This window comes from Pseudomonas sp. DR48, from assembly GCF_019823085.1.
Taxonomy (GTDB): domain Bacteria; phylum Pseudomonadota; class Gammaproteobacteria; order Pseudomonadales; family Pseudomonadaceae; genus Aquipseudomonas.
In genome coordinates, this window is the sequence record NZ_CP081946.1 from 5,646,628 (window position 1) to 5,666,972 (window position 20,345).

Genomic DNA, 20,345 nt, shown 5'->3' on the forward strand with positions numbered 1-20,345 from the left:
TTTCAACGTACGAGCTCTATGACCAATCAGCCAATGCGCTGAACGATTAAAAACAATAACAATAAAGGTAACTTCCTGTGCGCACATTCAATGTAGTCGTCGCCGGCTTCGTATTGCTCGGATTTCCACTCTCCCCGCTTCTGGCTGCCAATGAGCCAGAGCATGGAGAAGGAACACTGTTCAAATCGCTGTTCGGAGACAGTCTTGAAAAAAACTACGGGATCACCGTATCGAGCCTGATCGACATGGGTTATTCACGGAACAACACCTCTACCCACGAAGAAAGAGAGTCCGGGTTCTCTAACCTGCCCGTCCTCTGGTATTCCGACGAGGGATTTGAGCTCGCGACCTCACACCTGTTCATCGACAAAAAATTGAAGTCAACAATGATCCCCCGGATCACTCCGCTGCCCGGCCCAAAGCCGGAAGAGTTTTCCTTCGGCTTCAGTGCAGAGTTGGTCTACGGCCGCAACCCACAGTTCGGCAGAACATTTGGCTGGGACATGAATTGGGGGCCAAACGCCGCAAACGACAAAGACCTCGATAAGACGAGGCGCGATAAGAAAAATTATCTAGCAATGACCAATATGTTCGGTCAGGTCTATGTGCCCTATGGCCCAGGATTCAACGTTATCGCTGGCGTATTCGGCACCGCCATCGGCTACGAAATTCCACCGAACGTGCGCGCCTCCAGGAACCAGTTCGCAACGAAGACCTATGCGTTTGCCAGTGACCCGGGAACTTTTACAGGGGTGATGGCGGGTACTCGTGTGATGAATAATGACAACGGAATTTTGGGTGTTGAACTAGGTGTCGTTCGTGGTTGGAATAACATGCAGGATAACAATGACGACCAATCAATCACCGGAGCCCTCCGGTGGCGCAGCAGTGACATGAAAGCCTGGGTTGATTATGAATTCGTGGCTGGTAATGAGCAGAACAAGAGTTTCGCCAGAGGCCAATTTCCTTCCGCGCGGATAGTTTCACCTGATGGACAACTCAAGCAGCAGCACTCGCTAAACGGGTGGTATGCATTTGACGATAAATGGTCCATGGGCGCTGAACTCACATATGGGCGGCAAAGTGGCGATGGCAAAAACACTACAGTCGACATTGTTACCGGCCCTGGTTTTGATGGTGCGAAGTGGTACGGCGCCAACGCGGTCATAAGCTACCAATATCAGCCCGATCTTTCATTTTCGGTACGTGCCGAACGCTTCAGTGATCCGGATGCCTTCATTCTTTTCCCGGCGTCGGCAGCAAAAGGCACCTACAAAGCGCTTACAGCAGGCCTGCGTTGGGACCTGAACAAGTACATCTCGATTCGACCAGAAATACGCTCGGATTGGTTCGACGGTAACGACGACCAACGGCCATTCGGTAACGGTCGTGAAACGAAGCAAGTTACGAGCACTGTAGAAGCACTCTTCTACTTCTGACGCCCTCACCCTAGTCATTGGAAGCTATCAATGAACCACAACTCATCTTCGCCTGCACAACCGATCGTCCCCCTAAACGACGGAAGGTTCGACGTCCATGCTCACTTCCTGACTGATCGCTATCGGGCTGAAGCCAGTGCCGCCGGGCATTCACAGCCAGATGGAATGCCCGGCCTCCCGGTCTGGAGCGTTGAATTGGCCTTGCAGTCAATGGATCGTTTTGGCATCTCAACAGCAATGTTGTCGGTGTCTTCGCCCGGCGTTCACTTTGGCGATGACGATGCCGCCAGAGCACTCGCCAGAAGTGTCAACGAAGAGGCTGCCGCTGCCGTCCGCGCCTATCCTGAGCGATTTGGCCATTTCGCCAGTCTGCCATTACCAGATGTTCAAGGGGCGTTGGCTGAAATCGAGTTTGCGTTCGACGTACTGCATGCGGATGGCGTCGTACTGGAAACCAATCACCACGGTATTTATTTAGGAGATGATCGATTCGATAGCGTGTTTGCGGAACTCAATCGCCGCAAAGCAGTGGTGTTCATACACCCGACCTCCCCCAACTGCACCTGCTGCCAAAATCCCTCCTTAGGCTTTCCTCGGCCGATGGTGGAATTCATGTTCGAGACGACCCGAGCGGTCAGCAATTTATTGTTGAAAGGTGTGCTGAAAAAACACCCTGATATCAAGCTGATTATTCCGCATGCCGGTGCAGCATTGCCCATCCTGGTAGACAGGATCATTGGACTTTCACCTGCGCTGGGACTGGACGAACCCGTTGCGCCTGATGAGGTGTTTGGTCAACTGCGCAAGCTGTATTTTGATTTGGCGGGCTTCCCCGTTCCCCGCCTTCTGCCTGCACTACTGTCGATTGCCGATCCGGACAAACTTTTGTACGGCAGCGACTGGCCGTTCACACCCAATGCCATCGTCGAATCGCTGATTCAAAAACTAGCCGAAACCGATCAGCTCGATGAAGCCTTCAAACGTAAGATATTTTCACAGAACGCCCACTCACTCTTCTCCCGATTTGCACGCCGGTAATCATGCGGACTTTCCATTTTTTCGACAGCTGAGGTGAACATGACTCAACAACACGAAACCCCATTCAATGTATTGACGCACGCCGATGGCGTGCCGATTTCCGGCTTGACTCGCTTCCCTTCCGGCAGCTTCGAAGGGCGTCCGTTAATTATCGCCATACACGGAGGTACCTACAGATCTTCTTACTTTGATATCAGTGGATATTCCCTGCTGGATCGGGCGCAGGCGAATGGTATCCCGATCGTCGCCATCGATAGATTGGGCTATGGCGCCAGTAGCGCGTTCGCCACCCCTCAGACCACCATCCAGGTCAACGCAGAACTATTGAGTCTGGCGATTGAAGCAATTTGGCACACCCATCACAACGGCGCACGCGGTGTGGTCTTGATCGGCCATTCCATAGGCGGCGCAGTGGCTACCGCCATCGCGGCCCTACATCCGAAATGGCCGCTGCTGGGCCTGGCGATTTCAGGCATTGGGCTCGAACCTGTTCAAGAATCTAAAGACAATTGGGCGACGTTGCCAGACTTGCCGTTGATAGAAGTGCCCAGTGAAGTGATGGACAATTTTTGCTTCGGCCCACCTTCTACCTACGATCAGCGAGTCATGCCCCTGGCGAGTCATGCCGCCAATGCGCCCAGCCCTCGGAGTGAGCTGATCGACATCGTGGGAGGGTGGCCGGAGCAGGTCAAGGCGCTCGCCAGCCGCGTCAGCGTGCCCGTCCATTACAGGCAGCCTGAATTTGAGAAGTTGTGGGTCGTTGATGACGAACAGATTCAGCGCTTTGCAGCGGCGTTTACTCAGGCGCCTTCCGTCGATGCGAACTGGTGCAAGGACGCTGGGCACTGCATTGACTTTCACCATGCAGGTGAAGCTTTTCAACTTGAGCAGCTTGCTTTCGCGTTGCGTTGCAAATAACCAACGAACTACTGCTACCGCATCGATTACAAGACCAGCATTGATGTCATATTGACAACTAAAGTTGTCACATTGACATCAATTGTTACTGGTCATTATGACTATTTAAATATTATCTTGTTGATTTAATTAATAATTATTTATGGCATGAGTATTGATGGCTCTAAACAAACAAGAACCCATTTGCTATCGGTCATTAGCCAGATAATTTTAAAATCAAAAGGAAGCAGTCAATATGCAAAGCTTGAACCAAAAAGTTTTGAGCGCGCTTGAAAACGTCATGGTGATTTCCACGACGGACTTGCAAGGAAATATCACCTACGTCAACGATCTATTCTGCAAATTGACCGGCTACTCACAGGATGAATTGCTCGGAAAACCACACAGCATCGTTCGTCACGCATCGGTTCCAAAAAGCACTTACAAACAGATGTGGGACACCATCAAAAAAGGCGAAATCTGGACGGGCGTCATCCCCAACGTAGGAAAGAACGGCGGGCTCTATGTCGTTGACACAACCGTCCAGCCCGTCTTCGATTCAGAAGGCAGCATTGTCGAGTTCATCAGTATCCGCCGCGTGATAAACGACCTGATGAGTGACTTCGAAGCTCTGGAGTTCTCCAAGGAGCAATTCGACGAATATTACGACAGGTAGTCAGCCATGCCAGAGACAATTGATCGAATTGTTATCGGCTATGGTTCCGAATCTGGCAACGCGCGAGGGCTGGTGCAACGACTGTTGCACCTCCCCTTCCTGCAGCCTTTCGAACTGGCCGTGCAAGACCTCAACGCGCTGATGCTCGACACGCTGACACCCAAGGATCGATTGATCATCGTATCGAGTTCGTTTGGCGATGGCGATCCTCCGGCTAACGCTGAATGCTTTATTGAGCGCATCGCCAATACCCCCACACTGCGCAATCTTAGTTATGCGATCTTCGGACTCGGCGATACGGCCTATCCGACTTTCTGTGGGTTCACCAAAGCGGTAGATGCCGCGCTGCTCGCAGGCAACGCTGTACCTTTCATGAATCGCGTTGACGCTGACTCCGACTTCGAAGCGTTCTTCGAGACTTGGTGCACTGCGTTCCACGCCGTACTGCAAGGAAACCCGCGCGCGGGCACCACGTTACGACTGCAAGTCAAAGCCTACGGCGAGCACGCCGCATATCCTGCGCGCGTAATCGCTCGAACCCAACTGAACCAGAGCCCCCCCTTTGCTTTTCATCTACGACTCGATATCGAGGGAAGCGGAATCAAATACCGCGCCGGCGATAACTTGTACGTGCTCGCACCGAACGAACCGGACTTGTTGAGCCACCTCGTTCAATGGTTCGACAATACAGACGTAAAGGCGCTGCTGGAGAACCGGGAGCTACGGCAAGTGAGCAAATCCACGCTACGGGAAATAGCCAGGACGACCCAAAATGAAGACCTTAAAGGCTTGTTGAAAGTCAGTCAGCGCAAAGCACTCGAGGAGTACCTCTATGGCAAGGACATCCTCGATATATTGACGGACTTCTGCGACCCACACAGCTTCACGCCTCAAGACCTGGCGCAGTGGTTACCTCAACTATTGCCCCGCGCCTATTCCATTGCCTCTCACGACAATACGACCTATGTGGATGTGTGTTTCAGGGAAATTAACTACTCACTGTCAGGGCGACAGCGCAAAGGGGCTGCCACCGGCTTTCTGACCAGTCAGAATCCTACGGTCAAAATCTTCGCCCGCAGCAATCCGCGTTTTCACCTACCCAAGGGCGTTGATCATCCGTTAGTGTTGATCGGAACCGGCACAGGCATTGCGCCACTGATCGCACTTTTAGAGCAACTCGGGCAGGAAAATCACACGCCCCAAACATGCCTGGTGTTTGGTGACAGACGACGAGCGTCGGATTTTCTGTATAAGCCGAAAATCGATCTTTGGAAGGAGAAAGGAATACTCAACAAAGTGCTGACAGCGTTCTCGCGTGATGGCGAGTCGCGCTATTACGTACAGGACGCCATTGTCGAGCATGGTGCGTATATCTGGGGCTTGCTTGAAGCAGGTGCTCATTTGTACCTGTGTGGTAACAAAAGCAACCTCGAACGCTCAATCAATCAGGCGCTTGCCACCATCGCCATCATCTTCGGCCATCTGACTGAGGAAGCCGCCGGTTTGTTCGTCGAAGATCTGGAGGCCGACAACAGATTGCACAAAGAGCTGTACTGAAACACGTTAATTGTCATAAAAAATGCCCCGGACCGGGGCATTTTATTGTGGGGGGTTACAGGCGGGCGCCAATCATCCCTGCGGTAATAATAGCGGTCACTAGCCCGCCAACTAAAATCACACCCCACGTCGATGCGGAGTACACCGCGGGCCGAACATCGTGATTGCGCATTACCACCCGCATACCGCAGGCAAGATGCGCGATCAAAAAAAACACGGCCAGGGAATAGTGTGGCAGCAAACGGATGCTCCATGCATCAGCCACTAAACCCACGGGGTCTGCAACGGCCCACTTGTAGTCTGTCTCCGTTCCGAAATAGCGGGCCAAGGTGAAGACGGAGTTGATATGCGATGCGATGAACAACGTCAGGTACGCCCCGGATGCAGTCTGCAGTGCATCGAGCATGTCGGCACGACTGATAGTTTTAGGTCTTATCAGCACCAACCCGCTCAGAATTTGAAAGAAAAACGCGACGATTATGATGGGTTCCAGCACTGCATTACGGTAGACCACCCTCAGCGCCTCCATGACTGCGCGATGGACATCGGCACCGAACACGCCTAACAAATGGTTAAACAAGTGAGGTGCCAGGAAGGCGACCATGATCGCCAGTGAAGAGATGCCATGCGCAACACGAAGACGTCGATAGGCACTGTCGGAAGCCGGGAAGCTGACGACCGGTTTTGTAGACGAATGCATCGTGAAATAACCAATGAGGGCCAGCCAAAGCCCCGTCCAGACCGCGATATCGTGACCGTATATTTTCATCAAATACAGCAATACACCTAACAACGTATAAGCCGGCGGCGCCGCAACTGCCAGGCAAGCCAAACGCCTTGCAAGCACCATTCGACCGCTGATCACGGGTTGCGCACCTGTCAAGTAAACACAGATAAATGCCATCGCCGGTACCGCGTAAGCTGTGAGCATAATCGCCACAGTTACAAGGGGGCTGGCGCCCGAGAGGTGCGCCTGATTACTCCATGAAAGTGCCCACGGGTAATAAAGGGCAGCTGCAAAGGGGAGCAACCATAACCATTCGAAAAGCACGCTGACAGATTCAGTTTCAACCAAATTCCGGGCAGCCGGATTCGCCGTTAACATCATGAATTCCTGTATAAATTTAAGAAGGTGAATAGTGGACCTGGACTACTTTGACCACAATTAGACAGCGAGGTAAAAGGTTGTTAACCCCCGCTACGCCAACCTGGCGAGCTCCGCCGGCGTGAATGCATCAACAATGTAATCGACAAAAAGCTTGACCCGCAGCGGCGTCTTTTCCCGTCGCCTATAACAAATGAAATGCCCTCTACCCTGCGCAATGTACTGAGGCATCACCGGCACAAGCAGCCCCTGTGCGATCCAGTGCTCGGCGTGATAACTACCGATTTGCGCCAATCCGCCACCGGCAATTGTGGCTAGCGCTATCAATTCCGGATCGTTGAACAGCTGCGTGTAAGGTAGAGACAGCTGAGTAAACACCCCATCAACATCAAACTCCCAATCATAGGGTCTCCCGGTCTTCTCCCGGCGAAAAGCGATGATGTCGTGGCGTTGCAAATCATCAAGAGTGGCGGGCAGTCCCGCAGCGTTCAGGTAGTCCGGTGCCCCGCAAGTAATCAGCTGCATTGGCAGCAACTGCCGGGCAATGATGTCAGCATCTTCCAAGCGTCCATTGCGAATTGCTACATCCACCTGCCCTTCGGAAAAATCAACCTGTCGATCATTCAGATCGAACTCCAGCTGTATGTCAGGATAGAGTTTCTTAAAACCGTGCAATAACGGAGCGATGCTATTTCGCCCAAAGCCTACAGTTGAGCTGATACGTACCGTTCCGGCAGGTCGCTGCGTCGAGTTCTTCAGTTCTGCGGTTGCCTTGAGCAGATGCTCGACGCTGGGCAAACAACTTTCAAAAAAACAACGCCCCTCGGGTGTTACTGCGACTCGGTGCGTAGTGCGTTCCAAAAGCTTGATATCGAGCTGTGCTTCCAGTCGACTGACGCTCCGACTAACCGCTGGCACAGAAATGCCCAGCTCTCGGGCGGCATCGCTAAAACTTTCACTGGCGGCGACCTTCATAAAGGCAATTACACCGGCAAAATTTTTACCGATCGACATTTGAAACTCCTTTTACACGTGGGCGCAGAGCATTTGGTATTCGGTTGATTCACTTCAGGTAAAGGCTGGGATACTCCATGACGCGTGCTGCCTGTACGGCGGCCGGGGAACCATATTCATTGGCAATTTCATCAAGGGCCTCATCCAGCGCTTTTGCTGAAGGCAGTGTTCTGGATTTGGAATTTAATGCTGCAGATGGAGTACTGATCACGATCTGTTTATCTGGAACGATTAATAAGTTATGGCGGGTTGTGATCGCTTTTACACTGTCAGACACCGAGATGACCCGTGCCGCTCCGCTGTGCGTATAGGCTTCAGCCCTCAACGCCAACGCAATTTCGTCCGTGCCATCGTTCAACGGAATATTCAAACGGGCGGGCTCTTTGTGTTGTACCCGCCAAGACATCGAAGGGTCGTCGTTGAGCTGCTGGAAGGCATCGCTGCTGTGGTTGGAACTCCAGTCAGTTACGCCCAGCTCTGCGGCCACCGCGTTGGCTTTATCTAATCCTGCAATGGCCTGAACCAATGCAATTGATATGGGTAAAGACGCACTGATGCCGGCGCTTGAAATAATCTTTCCATCCGCGACATAACGTGTATTTTTCTGCCAAAAAACATCTGGAAAATTTAACGCCCGACTTTTTTCGCTGGCCCAATGGGCCGTGGCGCGATGACCATTCATCAACCCAGTATTTGCCAGAGTGATCGCCCCATTACAGATACTGACCAGGCTGCTGCCCTTGCCCGATTGCGTCGTCAGCCAGTTGATCAAATCAACGTTATCTTGGTCTTTGATGGCTGGAATAACCACGTAGTCAGCGCCTTGAGGAAAGGCCTCGTCGAATTGTTGGAGGGTGTACTGCGCCTGCACTTTAAGCGCGGGAAACATCTGCATGGCCCCTGGTGCAGTGGACACACTCACCACTGTCGCCACGCCCGATGATGCAAGGACGCCAAAAGGAATTACAAAATCGGTGAGTTCGGTCCCACCGTTGTCCCCCACAATTACCACTACAGGCTGTGGTCGATCAAAACGCCGTTGATACGGATCAATCAGTTCATTGCCCGCCTTCCCTTCCGCGCCAACAACGACTGAAGGAGACACCGCAGATGCCGTGCACGACATTAACAGCGTGCTCAAAAGAGTGAGGGGGGTAACAAAGCGTTGATAGCTGAGCATAGAAATGTTTTCACTGGATTTGTTCAATTCACTATCACCGCAACTTGAAATTGCGTAAAGGACAACAAACGATGGAATTCAGACATCTCAAACGCATTTGACGATCAAACGCTCACGATGGCGTTTTCGCCACTTTATTCATAGAGTTACGCAACGCTTGCGGGGTGATATCCAACATGCGGATAAAACTTTGGCGCATTGTTACTGCATCGGCGAAACCAACTTCGCGAGCAATACGCTCCATTGACCGAGTAGAGCCGTCAACCAATGGCAATGCCAACTCAACGCGCATCTGCTCGATTGCTTTGGCCGGTGTGACACCGAGTTCAACCCTGAAAATTCGGCTTAGCTGACGCTCACTAAGATTCGCGGCTTGGGCAAGCCTATTGACCGAAAGATTTTCCTTGATATGGCTGCGAGCATAAACCAGCACTTGCTCCACGCGACCAGATGGCGGATCGAATTGCATGTCCCCCTGACGCTGCGATTGTCCGCCTTCACGGCGTTGTTGGAGGACCATGTCCTGGGCGATCTCCCTGGACAATTCAACACCATAGTCCTGTTGCACAAACGCTAGAGCCATGTCGATACCCGCTGTGACACCAGCTGAAGTCCACAACTGCCCGTCCTGTACATAGATTCTGTCTGATGTGATCTCAGAAGTCGGGTAAGCCGCTTGCAAACGTTCAGTGAACCGCCAGTGAGTGGTGGCTCGTTTTCCATCAAGCAGTCCTGCTTCGGCCAGTAAAAAAGTTCCGGTACAAACACTGGCCAGCCTTCTCGTTTTTTTACTAGCCACACCTATCAATCTGGACTTAGAGGGGCCTTGGGATCGAGCTATTTCGTCAGAACCTCCGATCAATATCAAGCTATCACACGCGACTGCGTGGAACGGTTGAGTTTCCACCACAATTCCGGATGAGCTCTTGATATAACCGCCGTCGGCGGAGACAACTTTAACGGAATAGCTTTCATCTTTTTTCTTTGCCGCCATATTGAATACACAAATCGGGCCACTGAGGTCCAGCAATTCGAAGCCGGGCACTATGTAAAAAACTATGGAAAGGCTCATTAGAATGACCATTGCTGATAAGAGTCCGCACTACCTAGGAGCACGGTAATGTCCCGGCTCCATTTCTCATTTTTCAGCATGCCGTCTGTAATAACCAAGCTAATTGAACGCCGTTAGAGATTACTTAACCACTCTCGCCACGATCGCCCACCCTTCTCGCCCGTAACTCTGCTCAATCCTTCGATAGCCCTGACTGAACGGAAGCGAGGAGCAGGTATTCGCATTTTTGTCGTGCGCCTTGATTTCATCCATTCGGCGGTAAGTTTTCTCTGGTCAATGACCTCCGGCCCAGCAAGATCAGGAGTTCTTCCCTGATAGCGATCCAGCGCATAGGTCACCAGACGCTGAGCGATAAATGAAGGATCGACTGGCTGTAACGTCATCTTCGGTACCATCAAAAACGGCCCCAATGTCAGCCGCTTGAGCATTTGACTAACGAACGGATGGAACGGTGTGGCGCGCGTAATCGTATAACCAAAACCGGACCTGGCGAGGCGCTGCTCGCACTCCAGCTTGACCCGATAACACTCATAGTCATCAGCCGCCTGTTCAATTCCGGCGATACTGACGTAGACAATGTGTCGGCCCTTTTCCCTGGCTACCGTTATCAAATTTTCCAGTGCCCCAATGTCTTCACGCGGTGAAGAAGGGTTTGACGCACAGTGAATGATGCAGGTGGTGTCGTTTATCGCTGCGTCAAGGCCGTCGCCGGTCAGTAAATCGACCTTTCGCCAATCGTTGCTGGACCCCATTGGTTTTGATTGGCGCCCACAGCCGATCACTTTCACTCTGCGCAAAACAAGGTTATCAACTACGGCACTTCCGAGTACGCCGCTTGCACCCGTCACCAGAATTCGCTCTTCGCTGCAACTCATCACTCTTCGCCTTCTTAACCTCAGGGCAATCGTATACCTATTTCGTGTGATCAAAACTGATCCAACGTGCAGTCAACCTTAGTGCATCTTTCTCATAAAAATAAGTTTCCAATTTTCATTTTTATGGACAGTCCATTAAACGTGTCCAAATGACCATGTGCAGTCTTTTTGACCGCTACATTTGGTAGTCATAAAGACTGCGCAAGGGACTATTCCCATGCTTTTCATGGGCATTGCGTCTGGCCCGTTTTTTGAATGACCGATACTTGAATATCAAACCGATCCAAAACCAAAAAGGATAAAGCGTGATGAGTAATGAGTTCGAAGGGCGTCTGGCCGTGATAACCGGCGCTAGTTCTGGTATAGGTCTGGCAGTTGCTACGCGTCTACTTTCGCAAGGCGCTCGGGTACTTACCATGTCGCGCCAAATGGGTGGACTGGAAGAACTGGCTCGACAATTTGCAGATCAATTGATCTGGATCGCAGGTGATGTCACTAGAAAAGAAGATTTGGATCAACTAGAGCAGCATGCTTCACGCTTGGGTCCAGTTCATTTTCTTGTGCCTAATGCAGGTATTGCTGAACTCGCTGATGGACTTGACGCTCAAGCCTTTGATCGTCAGTGGGCGGTCAACGGTGCGGGGGCATTGAATACGCTGGCTTGCTTACGCGCCCATCTGGCTCAACCAGCCTCCGTAGTATTCATTGGAACGTTTTTGGCTAAGATTACGTTCCCGGGCCTCGCTGCTTATATTGCTTCCAAGGCGGCACTTCAAGCGCACGCCCGTACGCTGGCAGTGGAGTTGGCACCGCATGGGATACGAATCAACATGGTTTCCCCCGGCCCTACTGCGACACCGATCTGGTCAACATTAGGGCTTACTCATCATGATTTGGCCACTGTCGCCACCCAAGTCAACGCGCGACTTTTAGAGGGCCAATTTTTAGATGCCGGGGCGGTCGCGGACGTCATTCTGTTTCAATTAAGTCAGGGCGCGAGAAGCGTTTACGGTCAGGACTGGATCGTGGACAGCGGTTACACCACTCGCTAGAAAATTTCTCCGACTATATAGGGATAAAAAAGCGTGAATCTTTCGCGCTTTTTTAACCAATTGAATCGAGTTATTTAACAAAATGTTAATACAGAGAATATTATCACTTTAAGTCCAGAATTTATTTAAGACTCCACGAGGGCGGCCGAGACAGTTATACAACCTCTCTTTTGGAATTATAATGTCAGCTATTAGTAGCATCCCCGCCGTTAACACACTTCCTTTGCAGGTGCCGGCAAGCGCACCTGCTGAAATTGAAAACACAGACGCTATATCGCCGCAAGCCCCTTCGCCGCTGGAAAAGCCCGTCATCGTCACGATATCTGCTGAAGGTAAAGAAAAGCTTGCTGGGGAGCAGCAAAAGAATGCGGACATTGACGCGAGCAAACTTCCGGACAGCATCAAAAAATACTTGAAGTCAATCAGGGAAATTCAGGAAAAAATAGATAAAAAAATGGAAGAGTTACAAGCCGCCATGAGCGATCACTCGTTGAGTGATAAAGAACGCCAGGGAAAAATCAGCAAAATTCAACTTGAGCTGTCGGTCCTGAGCGGCATTCTCACTTCCATTACTAACGATTTACGCCAAAAAGAAGTGGAGTTGAAACTCCAAGCTCCGGATCTCAGACTCGTAAACGCACTGATGGCACCACGAGGTAAATGAATAATCAGGGGCGCTGCAACGATTTCGCTGCGCCCCAAACAACCACACTAGTTTGCGCGTCGCGCCAACCATTGCTCAGCCAGCAGGCGTGCCGATGTATCAGCCATCAAGACCACCTCCAAGTCATTTGCAGCCTCTACCGGTTTGTCGTCGAGAACAGTGTTAATCACGTCCGGAATTTGTGTAAACCGAATCCGCTGAGCAAGAAATGCTGCCACAGCCACTTCATTTGCCGCGTTAAGCATGGCGGGCGCAGTCCCACCCGTTTTGGCCACTTGGCGAGCCAGGGCTAGGCACGGAAAACGGGTGTCATCGGGCGGCTCAAAATCCAGACGCGCCACAGCGCAAAGGTTTAGCGGTGTCACGCCTGAGTCAATTCTTTCAGGCCACGCAAGCGCATGACTGATAGGTGTACGCATATCGGGATTGCCCAACTGCGCCAGCATCGAACCGTCAACATAGTCGACCAAAGAATGGATAACGCTCTGCGGGTGAATCACCACCTCGACTTGATCGGGGGTCGCGCCAAATAGCCAGCAGGCTTCAATCAGCTCCAGGCCTTTGTTCATCATCGAGGCGGAGTCGACCGAAATTTTTCGCCCCATGGGCCAGTTCGGATGGGCACAAGCCTGGTCGGGAGTGACGTCGTACAATGCACAGAGAGGCATTTCGCGCAAAGGCCCACCGGATGCGGTGAGCACAATCCGGCGAATTCCTGCATCTGCCAGTACACCGCCATACCCGACCGGCAAACATTGAAATATCGCATTATGTTCACTATCGATCGGCAGCAATATTGCGCCGCAGCGGCTAACCGCCTCCATAAAAAGCGCGCCAGACATGACGAGCGCTTCTTTGTTGGCCAGCAGGATTTTTTTGCCTGCATTCACCGCAGCCAATGTCGGCTTCAACCCTGCTGCGCCCACGATTGCCGAAACGACAGTATCCACCTGCGGGTGAGCAGCCACGGTTTCAAGCCCACGTTCCCCATACAGCACCAAGGTGTCGGAGCCGGCTTCCAACAGCCAATTTTGCATGGCCCGCGCCTCTTTCGCGTGCGCAACAACAGCATAAAATGGGCGGTGAACTACACAGAGTTTTGTCAGTAATTCAAGCTGGGTCATGCCGCTCAGCGCAAAAACCCGATAACGCTCAGGATGGCGGCTTATGACATCCAGCGTATTGAGCCCTACTGACCCGGTTGCACCCAGTATGGTTATGTTCTGCGATTCCACAGGAGGGATGGATGATATCGGTTGATCGGTAGGCATTAGGGCCTCTCAAAAATTGTTGGCGGTCTAATTATCAAGCGGCAGCGCAGTTGAGCTCATGGATCAGAAGTGCCGCCAGAGCCTTATCTCGATCACTGACAAGACCTTCCTCCGAATTAACGGATACGGCCTTGATCAGTTCTGCCAAGAGGGGCGATATGCTTATGTAGCGGCATGTGGTGGGTAAAAAATCTTCAAGTGCACGATCTATCAGCACCGAGCGAATACGCACGTGGTGAACGGTGCGTGTCCAGTGTCGAATACCAGGACAAATCCACAACGCTCTCCCCGGAGCAATAGCCCAGCGCTGATCTTCAGTCGCAATTACCGCAGCACCCATGTCGGCGTAAATAAGCTTCCCCTCACGGTGTTGGTGAGGGGAGAAAAGCTGCGGCTTGCGGTACTCGATACTGTGACCGTGCATCGGATGCACTCGCGCCCATTGCGCGGTATCAAAAAGGACGCGTAATTTGAGCGATTCTTCGAGAGGGCTGACGCTGTGATCGCGTGCGTAGCTGTCGATCGTATTTGCGGTCGGGTTGCTCTGGCTGTCTGTCAAACGTCGTGTTCCCTTAACTGAACATGAGACTTAAGGGTAAGCTAACCGCTCATCGACGTGCAGACAAAAAGTATAGCCAAGATGCCATTCCCTCAGACCTCACCTCATTTGCAAAAACTCACCGGGGCCTTTCAGACACTTTCACGTCGTTATGAGGCGGGTGGTGAGTTGCCACTGCATGCCCATGACCAGGCTCAATTGCTCTTCGCCACACACGGACTGATGGAAGTCACCACTCCAGCGGGTCGATGGCTCGTACCACCCCAGCGCGCCGTATGGCTTCCTCAAAGCGTGCCTCATGCGATCCTGATGCTGACCGATGTTGAGATGCGCACGCTGTACATTGAGTCCGAGTGGATACGTCCGCATTCGCAGGCCTTGAATCTGCACCAGGAGTTTGTCGTGGGTGTCGGCCCACTGTTACGTGGCCTTGTGCTGACTTTGTTCAACAGTGAAGCCCATCCCGAAAAAGTTGAACTGGCGGCGAAACTGGTTTTGTTTGAGCTGGTGGAAGCGACAGACTCGACAACCTTCATACCGATGCCAAGGGACGTCCGGGCTCGACGCATCGCAGAACTGGCGATGAAAGACCCCAAGGGGCTGCGCAGCTTTGAAGCCCTGGCCCATGAAGTTGGCGTTTCACAGAGAACCGCTACACGTCTTTTTGCAGCCGAAACTCACCTGACGTTCAAGAAGTGGCGTCAGCGCGCGCGGATGATGGCCGCAATCAATGCGTTGAGTCGGGAAGGGGCACGCATCAAACAGATAGCCGCGCAACTTGGCTTCTCGAGCACCGCCTCCTTTACTGCTTCCTTTCACGAAATCATGGGCGTGACGCCGGGGTATTTCCTCGAACAACTGGGCACTTCAAGGAAAGCACTCCTGCTGCCAGCTAACACTCAACCGCAATAAAACCGGCAATAGTTGCGAGTTATTCATCGCCTAGGATTTTTGCCGTTTTCGCTTTACTTGCGGCTGCCTTGATCGAGCTCTTGAGGTTGGCGAGATAACCGGAATAAGTTTGCAGTTGGCTGCGGCCATCGAGGAGCAAGGCAGGTCGTCGACGAAGTGAATTGTTAAGTTACCCGAATAGCCAGCCTGGCTGAACAGCGCAGGGACCACGCTCAACGTAGTAACAAAATCGACCTTGAGCTGAAGCAACTGGCTCACGCAAAACTGGAGCGTTTCACAACGCTTTCGTTATGGCTGACAATCGCTCGAAGAATAATGATGGCAAGCAGGGAGATGAAGAATGATTGAAGGCATAACGGGTTTGTTGGTCGGCGTGGCCTCGATATTTTTGGCAAAACAACTCAGCGGTGAGCGGTGGATGTACGCGGCATGCCTCGTTACGTTACCGGCCATTTATTGCCTCTTCGCATTGTACGCCGGTGATCGGGCAACAGGATTAAAGGAGTTGATGGTCGGGATTCCCTTTCTGCTTGGAGGGCTTCTGTTCGCATTCGCCAGCCTGCCAACGTCCGGGTATGTCGTTGGGGGACTGTGGCTCCTTCACGGCATGTATGACATGACCCACGAACTGTTTTTTACCAACCCCGGAGCACCAGATTGGTATCCGGTGTTTTGCGCCAGTGTGGATTTCGTGATCGGGTTTTACGTGTTGTGGCTTGGCATACGCCTTAAAAAAACGGACCTTCGCACGACCTGAAAACGATTAATCGGTACGCCGGCGGTTTCACGAGGATTGGCATTCAGAGTCATGCGCGGTCTACATGCACAATCAAGACCGGCACCGCTTTGAAACGTACCCTTCTCCCTTCTTGAGGAGTAAATTCATGCGCACGCCCCCACCATAGAAAGACTCGCCCGTGTCGGCGCGTTCCTCGCCCTGGGATATGGAACGTTCATGGACGAGTGCATGACAACACAGGTGCCCAGCAGCATTCAAAAATTACGAAACCCAGCCACCGCGCAAATACTGTGCAATGTTCAATTGGTCGACAGTGCTCATGTCGACGCCGTGGTTCAACACTCCTGAATTCACGACGGAACACTCTGTAAGAAAAAGGGGCGCTGAGCGCCCCTTTGTTCACACCCGTTCCAAAGCACCCACGCTTAGAGATTGTGCAGCCAGCGAAGTACGAAGCGGTTACCTTCCGGACGATTCTCTGCCTCGCTTTCGAAGTACAGGTTGGCCGTTACGATGTTGTCTTTAGAGAAGCTGTATACGGCACCAGGTCCGATGGCAAACACCTGTTCCTTGCGACCCGAAACATCATGACCCTCGATCTGGGTATCGGTGACCTGCTTAAGCCAATAACCGTTGATCCCAATCTGAAAATCCGGTCGAAGGGCATACAGCACGTTAAAGTTCACATGCATCGCCTGCCCTGCTTGCATGTCACGTACATCGACACAGTAGGAGCCCGGCGAAGGGTCATTGTTCTTGCCATTCCACAGGTAGTGCAGGCGCCAGGAAACGGTAGTCTTCGGCTTTGCGACGCGGACATTTCACTCAAGCAAATCGCCCCGGAATGTGGATTCGGAAACGAGCAACAACTACGTCGAGCCTCGTCAGGCAGTTCGGGTTCCCTCCCAAGGAAAGGAACCCGAACACTGTTCAGCTCTGAAGCTTTTCGATCAACTTGCTTCTACTACGCCCTGCCCAGTTGCCTCGGCCGAGGCGCCATAAAATATCGCTTTCAACGCGATCACCGCCAGCGACAGAACCGCAAATAGCAGCCCGCACCAGATGGCGCCTGTCATACCGAACGTATTGATGAACAACCCACCGGCCGACGAACCAACGACCACACCGGCATTAGCGGACGAGACGTAGAGGCTGGTAGCGAACTCGTGAGCGTCAGGCGCCGCGGAAGTCAGCCACATCTGGGTGATCACCAGGCCGCTTGTGTGAGCGGCGCCCCAGAGCAGCACGATTACTGTCATCGATGTCACCGATGCGCTGCCGAAGGACAGAAGAATCAGGTACGCCACCGCCAACACAATGGGATAGACAATGGCGGTCACGACCAGATGCCTACCCAACAGCCGGCCCACGATCAGATTGGCTGACACGCCGCCAATCCCGAAAACTACCAGCATTTCGCTGATGGTCTGCCCATCCATGCCGGTCTGGGTCTTCAGGTACTCGGCAGCGTAACTGTAGACCGAAAACATCGCGGTGAAGACCAACACGGTCGCGCCAACAGCCAACCACATTGCCGGGCTGCGCAGCACGGCCAGTTGCTTGCCAAAGGTAATGCGCGCGGCGCGTTCGTGATGGGGCAACTTGAAAAGCAATCCCAGACCGGCCAGCGCAGTGGCTAGGGCACAAAAGAAAAACGACGCTTCGTAGGAAATGCTGGCGCCCACCCACGTGGTCAGCGGCACACCAATCACCAGGCCCAGGGTTGTACCGACCACCGCGAGCGCCGTCGCATGCCCTGCTCGCTCTTTCGGATAAAGCGAGACTGCGGTGGAAAAGGCAGCCGCGAAAAATATCGGATGGAGCATCGCCGGGACAATGCGCAACACCATCAATGTCGCGAAGTTGGGTGCAAAGGCTGACAGCACGCTGCAAACGGAAAACCCGAACAGCGCAACGATCAGGACTCTCTTACGCTCAAATCGGGAAGAGAGCAGGACCAGAAAAGGTCCCAGCACTGCCACGATTAAGGCGAACAACCCCATCAAAAGGCCCGCTTGCGACACGCTGACCTCAAATCGCGCGACGATCATCGGCAAGATTCCAACGACGCCAAACTCCAGCGTGTAAAGCCCGAACAAACCAAGAATGATGTAGGGCATGGATTTACCAGACGCTGTTGCAGTACTCATGACGACATTTCCACTGTGTGAGTGGGAAATTGCGGCAAGATAAACTCCGCCAACTCATCAAGAATCTCGGTGACAGGCCGCCGGGTTTGTTTCATGTTGAGCACGACGTGGTTCACCCCGGCCTCTTCCTGCTCGCGCCAGAGTGCCGTGAGAGCATGACGCCCTCCCTTCAGTATCCGACCTGGCTGGATAGGCAAGTCCGGGTCCTCCGCCAGATCGAACCAGGTGCCATAACCATAAGGCTTGAAGGGCTTGTCCGCCGTTGCCTGCCTCCACTTTGGCAAAATATCCGCCATGTGCCGAGCGTCCGCTCCGTGCCAGATCCACGCATCCATATTGGCGGCCAGCCAGTCCAGCGTTTGGCCCGAGCGGCCAATTGCAACCGCGGGAAAGCCCGGGGCGACCGGCTTGGGAATCAGATCCAGCGTGCCCCTCAACTCACCGTAGAACTCGCTTTGCCAGGTTGGAAATTCATTACCGACCGCGGCCCGGATCATTGCGTATGCATCACGGTACCGCTCTGCACGGTCGTCGAAAGAAACACCGAACGCCGGAAACTCTTCTGCTCGATCCCCACCTGAAAGCCCAAGAATAAAACGACCGCCCAGTAACTGGTCGACGCTGGTCGATTGTTTCGCCACGATCAGAGGGTCGCGTAATGGCAGGACGATCCCGGCGCTGCCAATAGCAATCTGGCGGGTATGCGCCGCCAGAAAACCTGCATATACCATTGGATCAATGATCTGGCCGACATCTCCAAAGCCAGGATCGTAAAAAGGCACGTCTCGGAGCCAGAGTGCAGCAATGCCGATTTCATCGGCCTTGCGCACCATCTCCACATGATTGTCGAGGGTGGGAGCCACGCTGTCGGGATATCCCTCCAGAGGTGCGATGAGCCCCAGCGTCAGCTTGCCCGGTTGAAATACCCGACCGAAACCGCGATGACTCGCCAGGTCGACAGGTAGAGATCGAACGCGTTCTCCCTTGGAAATGTCATTCACGGTCATGAGCGGCTGACCTCAATGACGACTTTGCCGAACGCACCACGATTGAGGTGAGCAAAGGCTTGCGGCACCTCGGCAAAGGTATAAATGTGATCGATGACAGGCTTGATCAAGTGCTGATCAATCATTCGAACCAGATCCTCCAGCGCGCGGCGAGGACCCACCGAGATACCGGTGATCGATGCCCGGCTTCCTAATAAGGCGAGGATCGGGGCCGTGAATTTATCCGACTCAAGAAGCCCAATCACTGAAATCCTGCCACCGTTCACGACGGCCTCAAGCGAACGCCGCACGTTGTCGCCGCCTGCCATTTCCAGGATGTGATCGGCGCCTCTGCCATCTGTCAACTCCAGCACTGCCGATTGCCATTCGGGCTCGCGGCGGCGATTGATCCCGTGGGTGGCGCCGAGCTTGATCGCACGCTGGATTTTTTCATCGCTACTGCTCGTAACAATGACCATTGCGCCACACGCCGCTGCCAGTTGCACCGCGAACAGTGAAACTCCACCGGTCCCCTGCACGACGACCGTCTGACCAGCATGCACATGGCCCAATTCGATAAGCGCCATCCAAGCGGTTAGCGCGGCAATCGGCAGCGTGCTGGCCTGCGCTGGCGTCAACGACTTCGGCGCACGCACACACCATTCGGCAGGTGTCGCGACATACTCGGCCAACATGCCGGGTATCGGGCCGCCCTGGGTGGGCGCGACGGCCCAGGACAGCGGTGCACCATCGACCCATCCGGTAATGCAGATCGAGATCACCCGCTCACCCACGGTAAACCGGGTGACACCCTCACCGACGGCGACTATCGTGCCCGCCATGTCCGATGCGGGCGTAAATGGGAACGTCAACGGGACGCCCATCCCGTTTTCAGCGACTTCACCGTCGCGGTAATTCAACGATACCGCCTCGACCTTCACCAGCACCTCCCCAGCTTTGAGTACTGGTAGCGGCACCGATGCGAGTGCCAGTTTTTCCAGGCCCAGAGAAGGTATTTCCCAGCGATTGATCATGTCGGTCATGGTGATTCCTCGGTAAGACAATGTACCGAGAGGATATGAGAGGCCATGCAGTGGATTAAGTAGGGGGCAGTTCCGTTATGTGCGGAAGTTCAGTTCCGCAATCGAGCGCCGCACGC

Annotated in this window: 20 protein-coding genes; 9 read left to right on the plus strand and 11 right to left on the minus strand. The window is 53.2% G+C overall.

Annotated features, from left to right (window positions below):
* Positions 1-77: 77 nt before the first annotated feature.
* From K5K95_RS25510 to K5K95_RS25530, 5 genes are all read left to right on the plus strand, one after another.
* The gene (locus K5K95_RS25510; protein ID WP_222586668.1) at positions 78-1,439 is read left to right on the plus strand and encodes an outer membrane beta-barrel protein; all 1,362 of its coding nucleotides are present in this window, start codon (positions 78-80) and stop codon (positions 1,437-1,439) included.
* Between the two features lie 30 nt (positions 1,440-1,469).
* The gene (locus tag K5K95_RS25515; RefSeq protein WP_222586669.1) at positions 1,470-2,477 is read left to right on the plus strand and encodes an amidohydrolase family protein; all 1,008 of its coding nucleotides are present in this window, start codon (positions 1,470-1,472) and stop codon (positions 2,475-2,477) included.
* 39 nt (positions 2,478-2,516) lie between these two features.
* The gene (locus tag K5K95_RS25520) at positions 2,517-3,395 is read left to right on the plus strand and encodes an alpha/beta hydrolase (protein WP_222586670.1); all 879 of its coding nucleotides are present in this window, start codon (positions 2,517-2,519) and stop codon (positions 3,393-3,395) included.
* A gap of 235 nt (positions 3,396-3,630) precedes the next feature.
* Positions 3,631-4,050 (plus strand): PAS domain-containing protein, encoded by a 420-nt coding sequence (locus tag K5K95_RS25525; protein ID WP_222586671.1) that lies wholly within the window; start codon positions 3,631-3,633, stop codon positions 4,048-4,050.
* A 6-nt stretch (positions 4,051-4,056) separates the two neighbouring features.
* Positions 4,057-5,607, plus strand: coding sequence for a flavodoxin domain-containing protein (locus K5K95_RS25530; protein ID WP_222586672.1), 1,551 nt, complete (start codon positions 4,057-4,059; stop codon positions 5,605-5,607).
* Positions 5,608-5,662: 55 nt separating this feature from the next.
* Here the strand turns inward: K5K95_RS25530 and K5K95_RS25535 are convergent, their stop codons facing one another.
* The 5 genes from K5K95_RS25535 to K5K95_RS25555 form a co-directional block, all read right to left on the minus strand.
* Positions 5,663-6,715 (minus strand): hypothetical protein, encoded by a 1,053-nt coding sequence (locus tag K5K95_RS25535; RefSeq protein WP_261398070.1) that lies wholly within the window; start codon positions 6,713-6,715, stop codon positions 5,663-5,665.
* A 90-nt stretch (positions 6,716-6,805) separates the two neighbouring features.
* Positions 6,806-7,726 carry a LysR family transcriptional regulator gene (locus K5K95_RS25540; protein WP_222586673.1) on the minus strand — a complete coding sequence of 307 codons (921 nt, stop codon included), beginning with the start codon at positions 7,724-7,726 and terminating at the stop codon, positions 6,806-6,808.
* Positions 7,727-7,775: 49 nt separating this feature from the next.
* The gene (locus K5K95_RS25545) at positions 7,776-8,933 is read right to left on the minus strand and encodes a DJ-1/PfpI family protein (RefSeq protein WP_222586674.1); all 1,158 of its coding nucleotides are present in this window, start codon (positions 8,931-8,933) and stop codon (positions 7,776-7,778) included.
* An 85-nt stretch (positions 8,934-9,018) separates the two neighbouring features.
* On the minus strand, positions 9,019-9,978 hold the full coding sequence (locus K5K95_RS25550) for a GlxA family transcriptional regulator (RefSeq protein WP_222586675.1): 960 nt from the start codon (positions 9,976-9,978) through the stop codon (positions 9,019-9,021).
* A 113-nt stretch (positions 9,979-10,091) separates the two neighbouring features.
* Entirely contained in the window at positions 10,092-10,853 is a 762-nt protein-coding gene (locus tag K5K95_RS25555; protein ID WP_222586676.1) for an SDR family oxidoreductase, read from the minus strand.
* A 308-nt stretch (positions 10,854-11,161) separates the two neighbouring features.
* On the opposite strand from K5K95_RS25555, the gene K5K95_RS25560 reads away from it, so the two are divergent.
* Together K5K95_RS25560 and K5K95_RS25565 are read left to right on the plus strand one after the other, a co-directional pair.
* Positions 11,162-11,905 (plus strand): SDR family NAD(P)-dependent oxidoreductase, encoded by a 744-nt coding sequence (locus K5K95_RS25560; RefSeq protein ID WP_222586677.1) that lies wholly within the window; start codon positions 11,162-11,164, stop codon positions 11,903-11,905.
* Between the two features lie 181 nt (positions 11,906-12,086).
* The gene (locus tag K5K95_RS25565) at positions 12,087-12,569 is read left to right on the plus strand and encodes a hypothetical protein (RefSeq protein ID WP_222586678.1); all 483 of its coding nucleotides are present in this window, start codon (positions 12,087-12,089) and stop codon (positions 12,567-12,569) included.
* Between the two features lie 47 nt (positions 12,570-12,616).
* Here K5K95_RS25565 and ispC read toward each other — a convergent pair whose 3' ends face one another.
* Both ispC and K5K95_RS25575 read right to left on the minus strand, forming a co-directional pair.
* Positions 12,617-13,840: a 1-deoxy-D-xylulose-5-phosphate reductoisomerase gene (gene ispC, locus K5K95_RS25570; RefSeq protein ID WP_222586679.1), complete on the minus strand. Its 1,224-nt coding sequence runs from the start codon at positions 13,838-13,840 to the stop codon at positions 12,617-12,619.
* 34 nt (positions 13,841-13,874) lie between these two features.
* A complete protein-coding gene (locus K5K95_RS25575; protein WP_222586680.1) occupies positions 13,875-14,399 on the minus strand; it encodes an AraC family ligand binding domain-containing protein in 525 nt (174 codons plus the stop codon).
* An 81-nt stretch (positions 14,400-14,480) separates the two neighbouring features.
* Here K5K95_RS25575 and K5K95_RS25580 point away from each other — a divergent pair, with 81 nt between their 5' ends.
* Both K5K95_RS25580 and K5K95_RS25585 read left to right on the plus strand, forming a co-directional pair.
* A complete protein-coding gene (locus K5K95_RS25580) occupies positions 14,481-15,311 on the plus strand; it encodes an AraC family transcriptional regulator (RefSeq protein WP_222586681.1) in 831 nt (276 codons plus the stop codon).
* A 340-nt stretch (positions 15,312-15,651) separates the two neighbouring features.
* Positions 15,652-16,068 carry a DUF6010 family protein gene (locus K5K95_RS25585; protein ID WP_222586682.1) on the plus strand — a complete coding sequence of 139 codons (417 nt, stop codon included), beginning with the start codon at positions 15,652-15,654 and terminating at the stop codon, positions 16,066-16,068.
* Positions 16,069-16,475: 407 nt separating this feature from the next.
* Here the strand turns inward: K5K95_RS25585 and K5K95_RS25590 are convergent, their stop codons facing one another.
* The 4 genes from K5K95_RS25590 to K5K95_RS25605 form a co-directional block, all read right to left on the minus strand.
* Complete coding sequence (locus K5K95_RS25590; protein WP_222590427.1) at positions 16,476-16,829, minus strand: transporter; 354 nt, start codon at positions 16,827-16,829, stop codon at positions 16,476-16,478.
* Between the two features lie 171 nt (positions 16,830-17,000).
* Positions 17,001-18,200 carry an MFS transporter gene (locus K5K95_RS25595; protein WP_261398071.1) on the minus strand — a complete coding sequence of 400 codons (1,200 nt, stop codon included), beginning with the start codon at positions 18,198-18,200 and terminating at the stop codon, positions 17,001-17,003.
* Entirely contained in the window at positions 18,197-19,207 is a 1,011-nt protein-coding gene (locus K5K95_RS25600; protein ID WP_222586683.1) for an LLM class oxidoreductase, read from the minus strand. The genes K5K95_RS25595 and K5K95_RS25600 overlap by 4 nt, the downstream gene beginning before the upstream one ends.
* Positions 19,204-20,229 carry a zinc-dependent alcohol dehydrogenase family protein gene (locus tag K5K95_RS25605; protein WP_222586684.1) on the minus strand — a complete coding sequence of 342 codons (1,026 nt, stop codon included), beginning with the start codon at positions 20,227-20,229 and terminating at the stop codon, positions 19,204-19,206. The genes K5K95_RS25600 and K5K95_RS25605 overlap by 4 nt, the downstream gene beginning before the upstream one ends.
* Between the last annotated feature and the right edge of the window lie 116 nt (positions 20,230-20,345).

Coding starts and splice junctions, on each gene's coding strand:
- K5K95_RS25555 (WP_222586676.1), bottom strand. CDS start 10,853: ATGAGTTGCAGCGAAGAGCGAATTCTGGTGACGGGTGCAAGCGGCGTA.
- K5K95_RS25600 (WP_222586683.1), bottom strand. CDS start 19,207: ATGACCGTGAATGACATTTCCAAGGGAGAACGCGTTCGATCTCTACCT.
- K5K95_RS25540 (WP_222586673.1), bottom strand. CDS start 7,726: ATGTCGATCGGTAAAAATTTTGCCGGTGTAATTGCCTTTATGAAGGTC.
- K5K95_RS25520 (WP_222586670.1), top strand. CDS start 2,517: ATGACTCAACAACACGAAACCCCATTCAATGTATTGACGCACGCCGAT.
- K5K95_RS25605 (WP_222586684.1), bottom strand. CDS start 20,229: ATGACCGACATGATCAATCGCTGGGAAATACCTTCTCTGGGCCTGGAA.
- K5K95_RS25565 (WP_222586678.1), top strand. CDS start 12,087: ATGTCAGCTATTAGTAGCATCCCCGCCGTTAACACACTTCCTTTGCAG.
- K5K95_RS25535 (WP_261398070.1), bottom strand. CDS start 6,715: ATGATGTTAACGGCGAATCCGGCTGCCCGGAATTTGGTTGAAACTGAA.
- K5K95_RS25585 (WP_222586682.1), top strand. CDS start 15,652: ATGATTGAAGGCATAACGGGTTTGTTGGTCGGCGTGGCCTCGATATTT.
- K5K95_RS25525 (WP_222586671.1), top strand. CDS start 3,631: ATGCAAAGCTTGAACCAAAAAGTTTTGAGCGCGCTTGAAAACGTCATG.
- K5K95_RS25560 (WP_222586677.1), top strand. CDS start 11,162: ATGAGTAATGAGTTCGAAGGGCGTCTGGCCGTGATAACCGGCGCTAGT.
- K5K95_RS25530 (WP_222586672.1), top strand. CDS start 4,057: ATGCCAGAGACAATTGATCGAATTGTTATCGGCTATGGTTCCGAATCT.
- K5K95_RS25515 (WP_222586669.1), top strand. CDS start 1,470: ATGAACCACAACTCATCTTCGCCTGCACAACCGATCGTCCCCCTAAAC.
- K5K95_RS25595 (WP_261398071.1), bottom strand. CDS start 18,200: ATGAGTACTGCAACAGCGTCTGGTAAATCCATGCCCTACATCATTCTT.
- K5K95_RS25580 (WP_222586681.1), top strand. CDS start 14,481: ATGCCATTCCCTCAGACCTCACCTCATTTGCAAAAACTCACCGGGGCC.
- ispC (WP_222586679.1), bottom strand. CDS start 13,840: ATGCCTACCGATCAACCGATATCATCCATCCCTCCTGTGGAATCGCAG.
- K5K95_RS25550 (WP_222586675.1), bottom strand. CDS start 9,978: ATGAGCCTTTCCATAGTTTTTTACATAGTGCCCGGCTTCGAATTGCTG.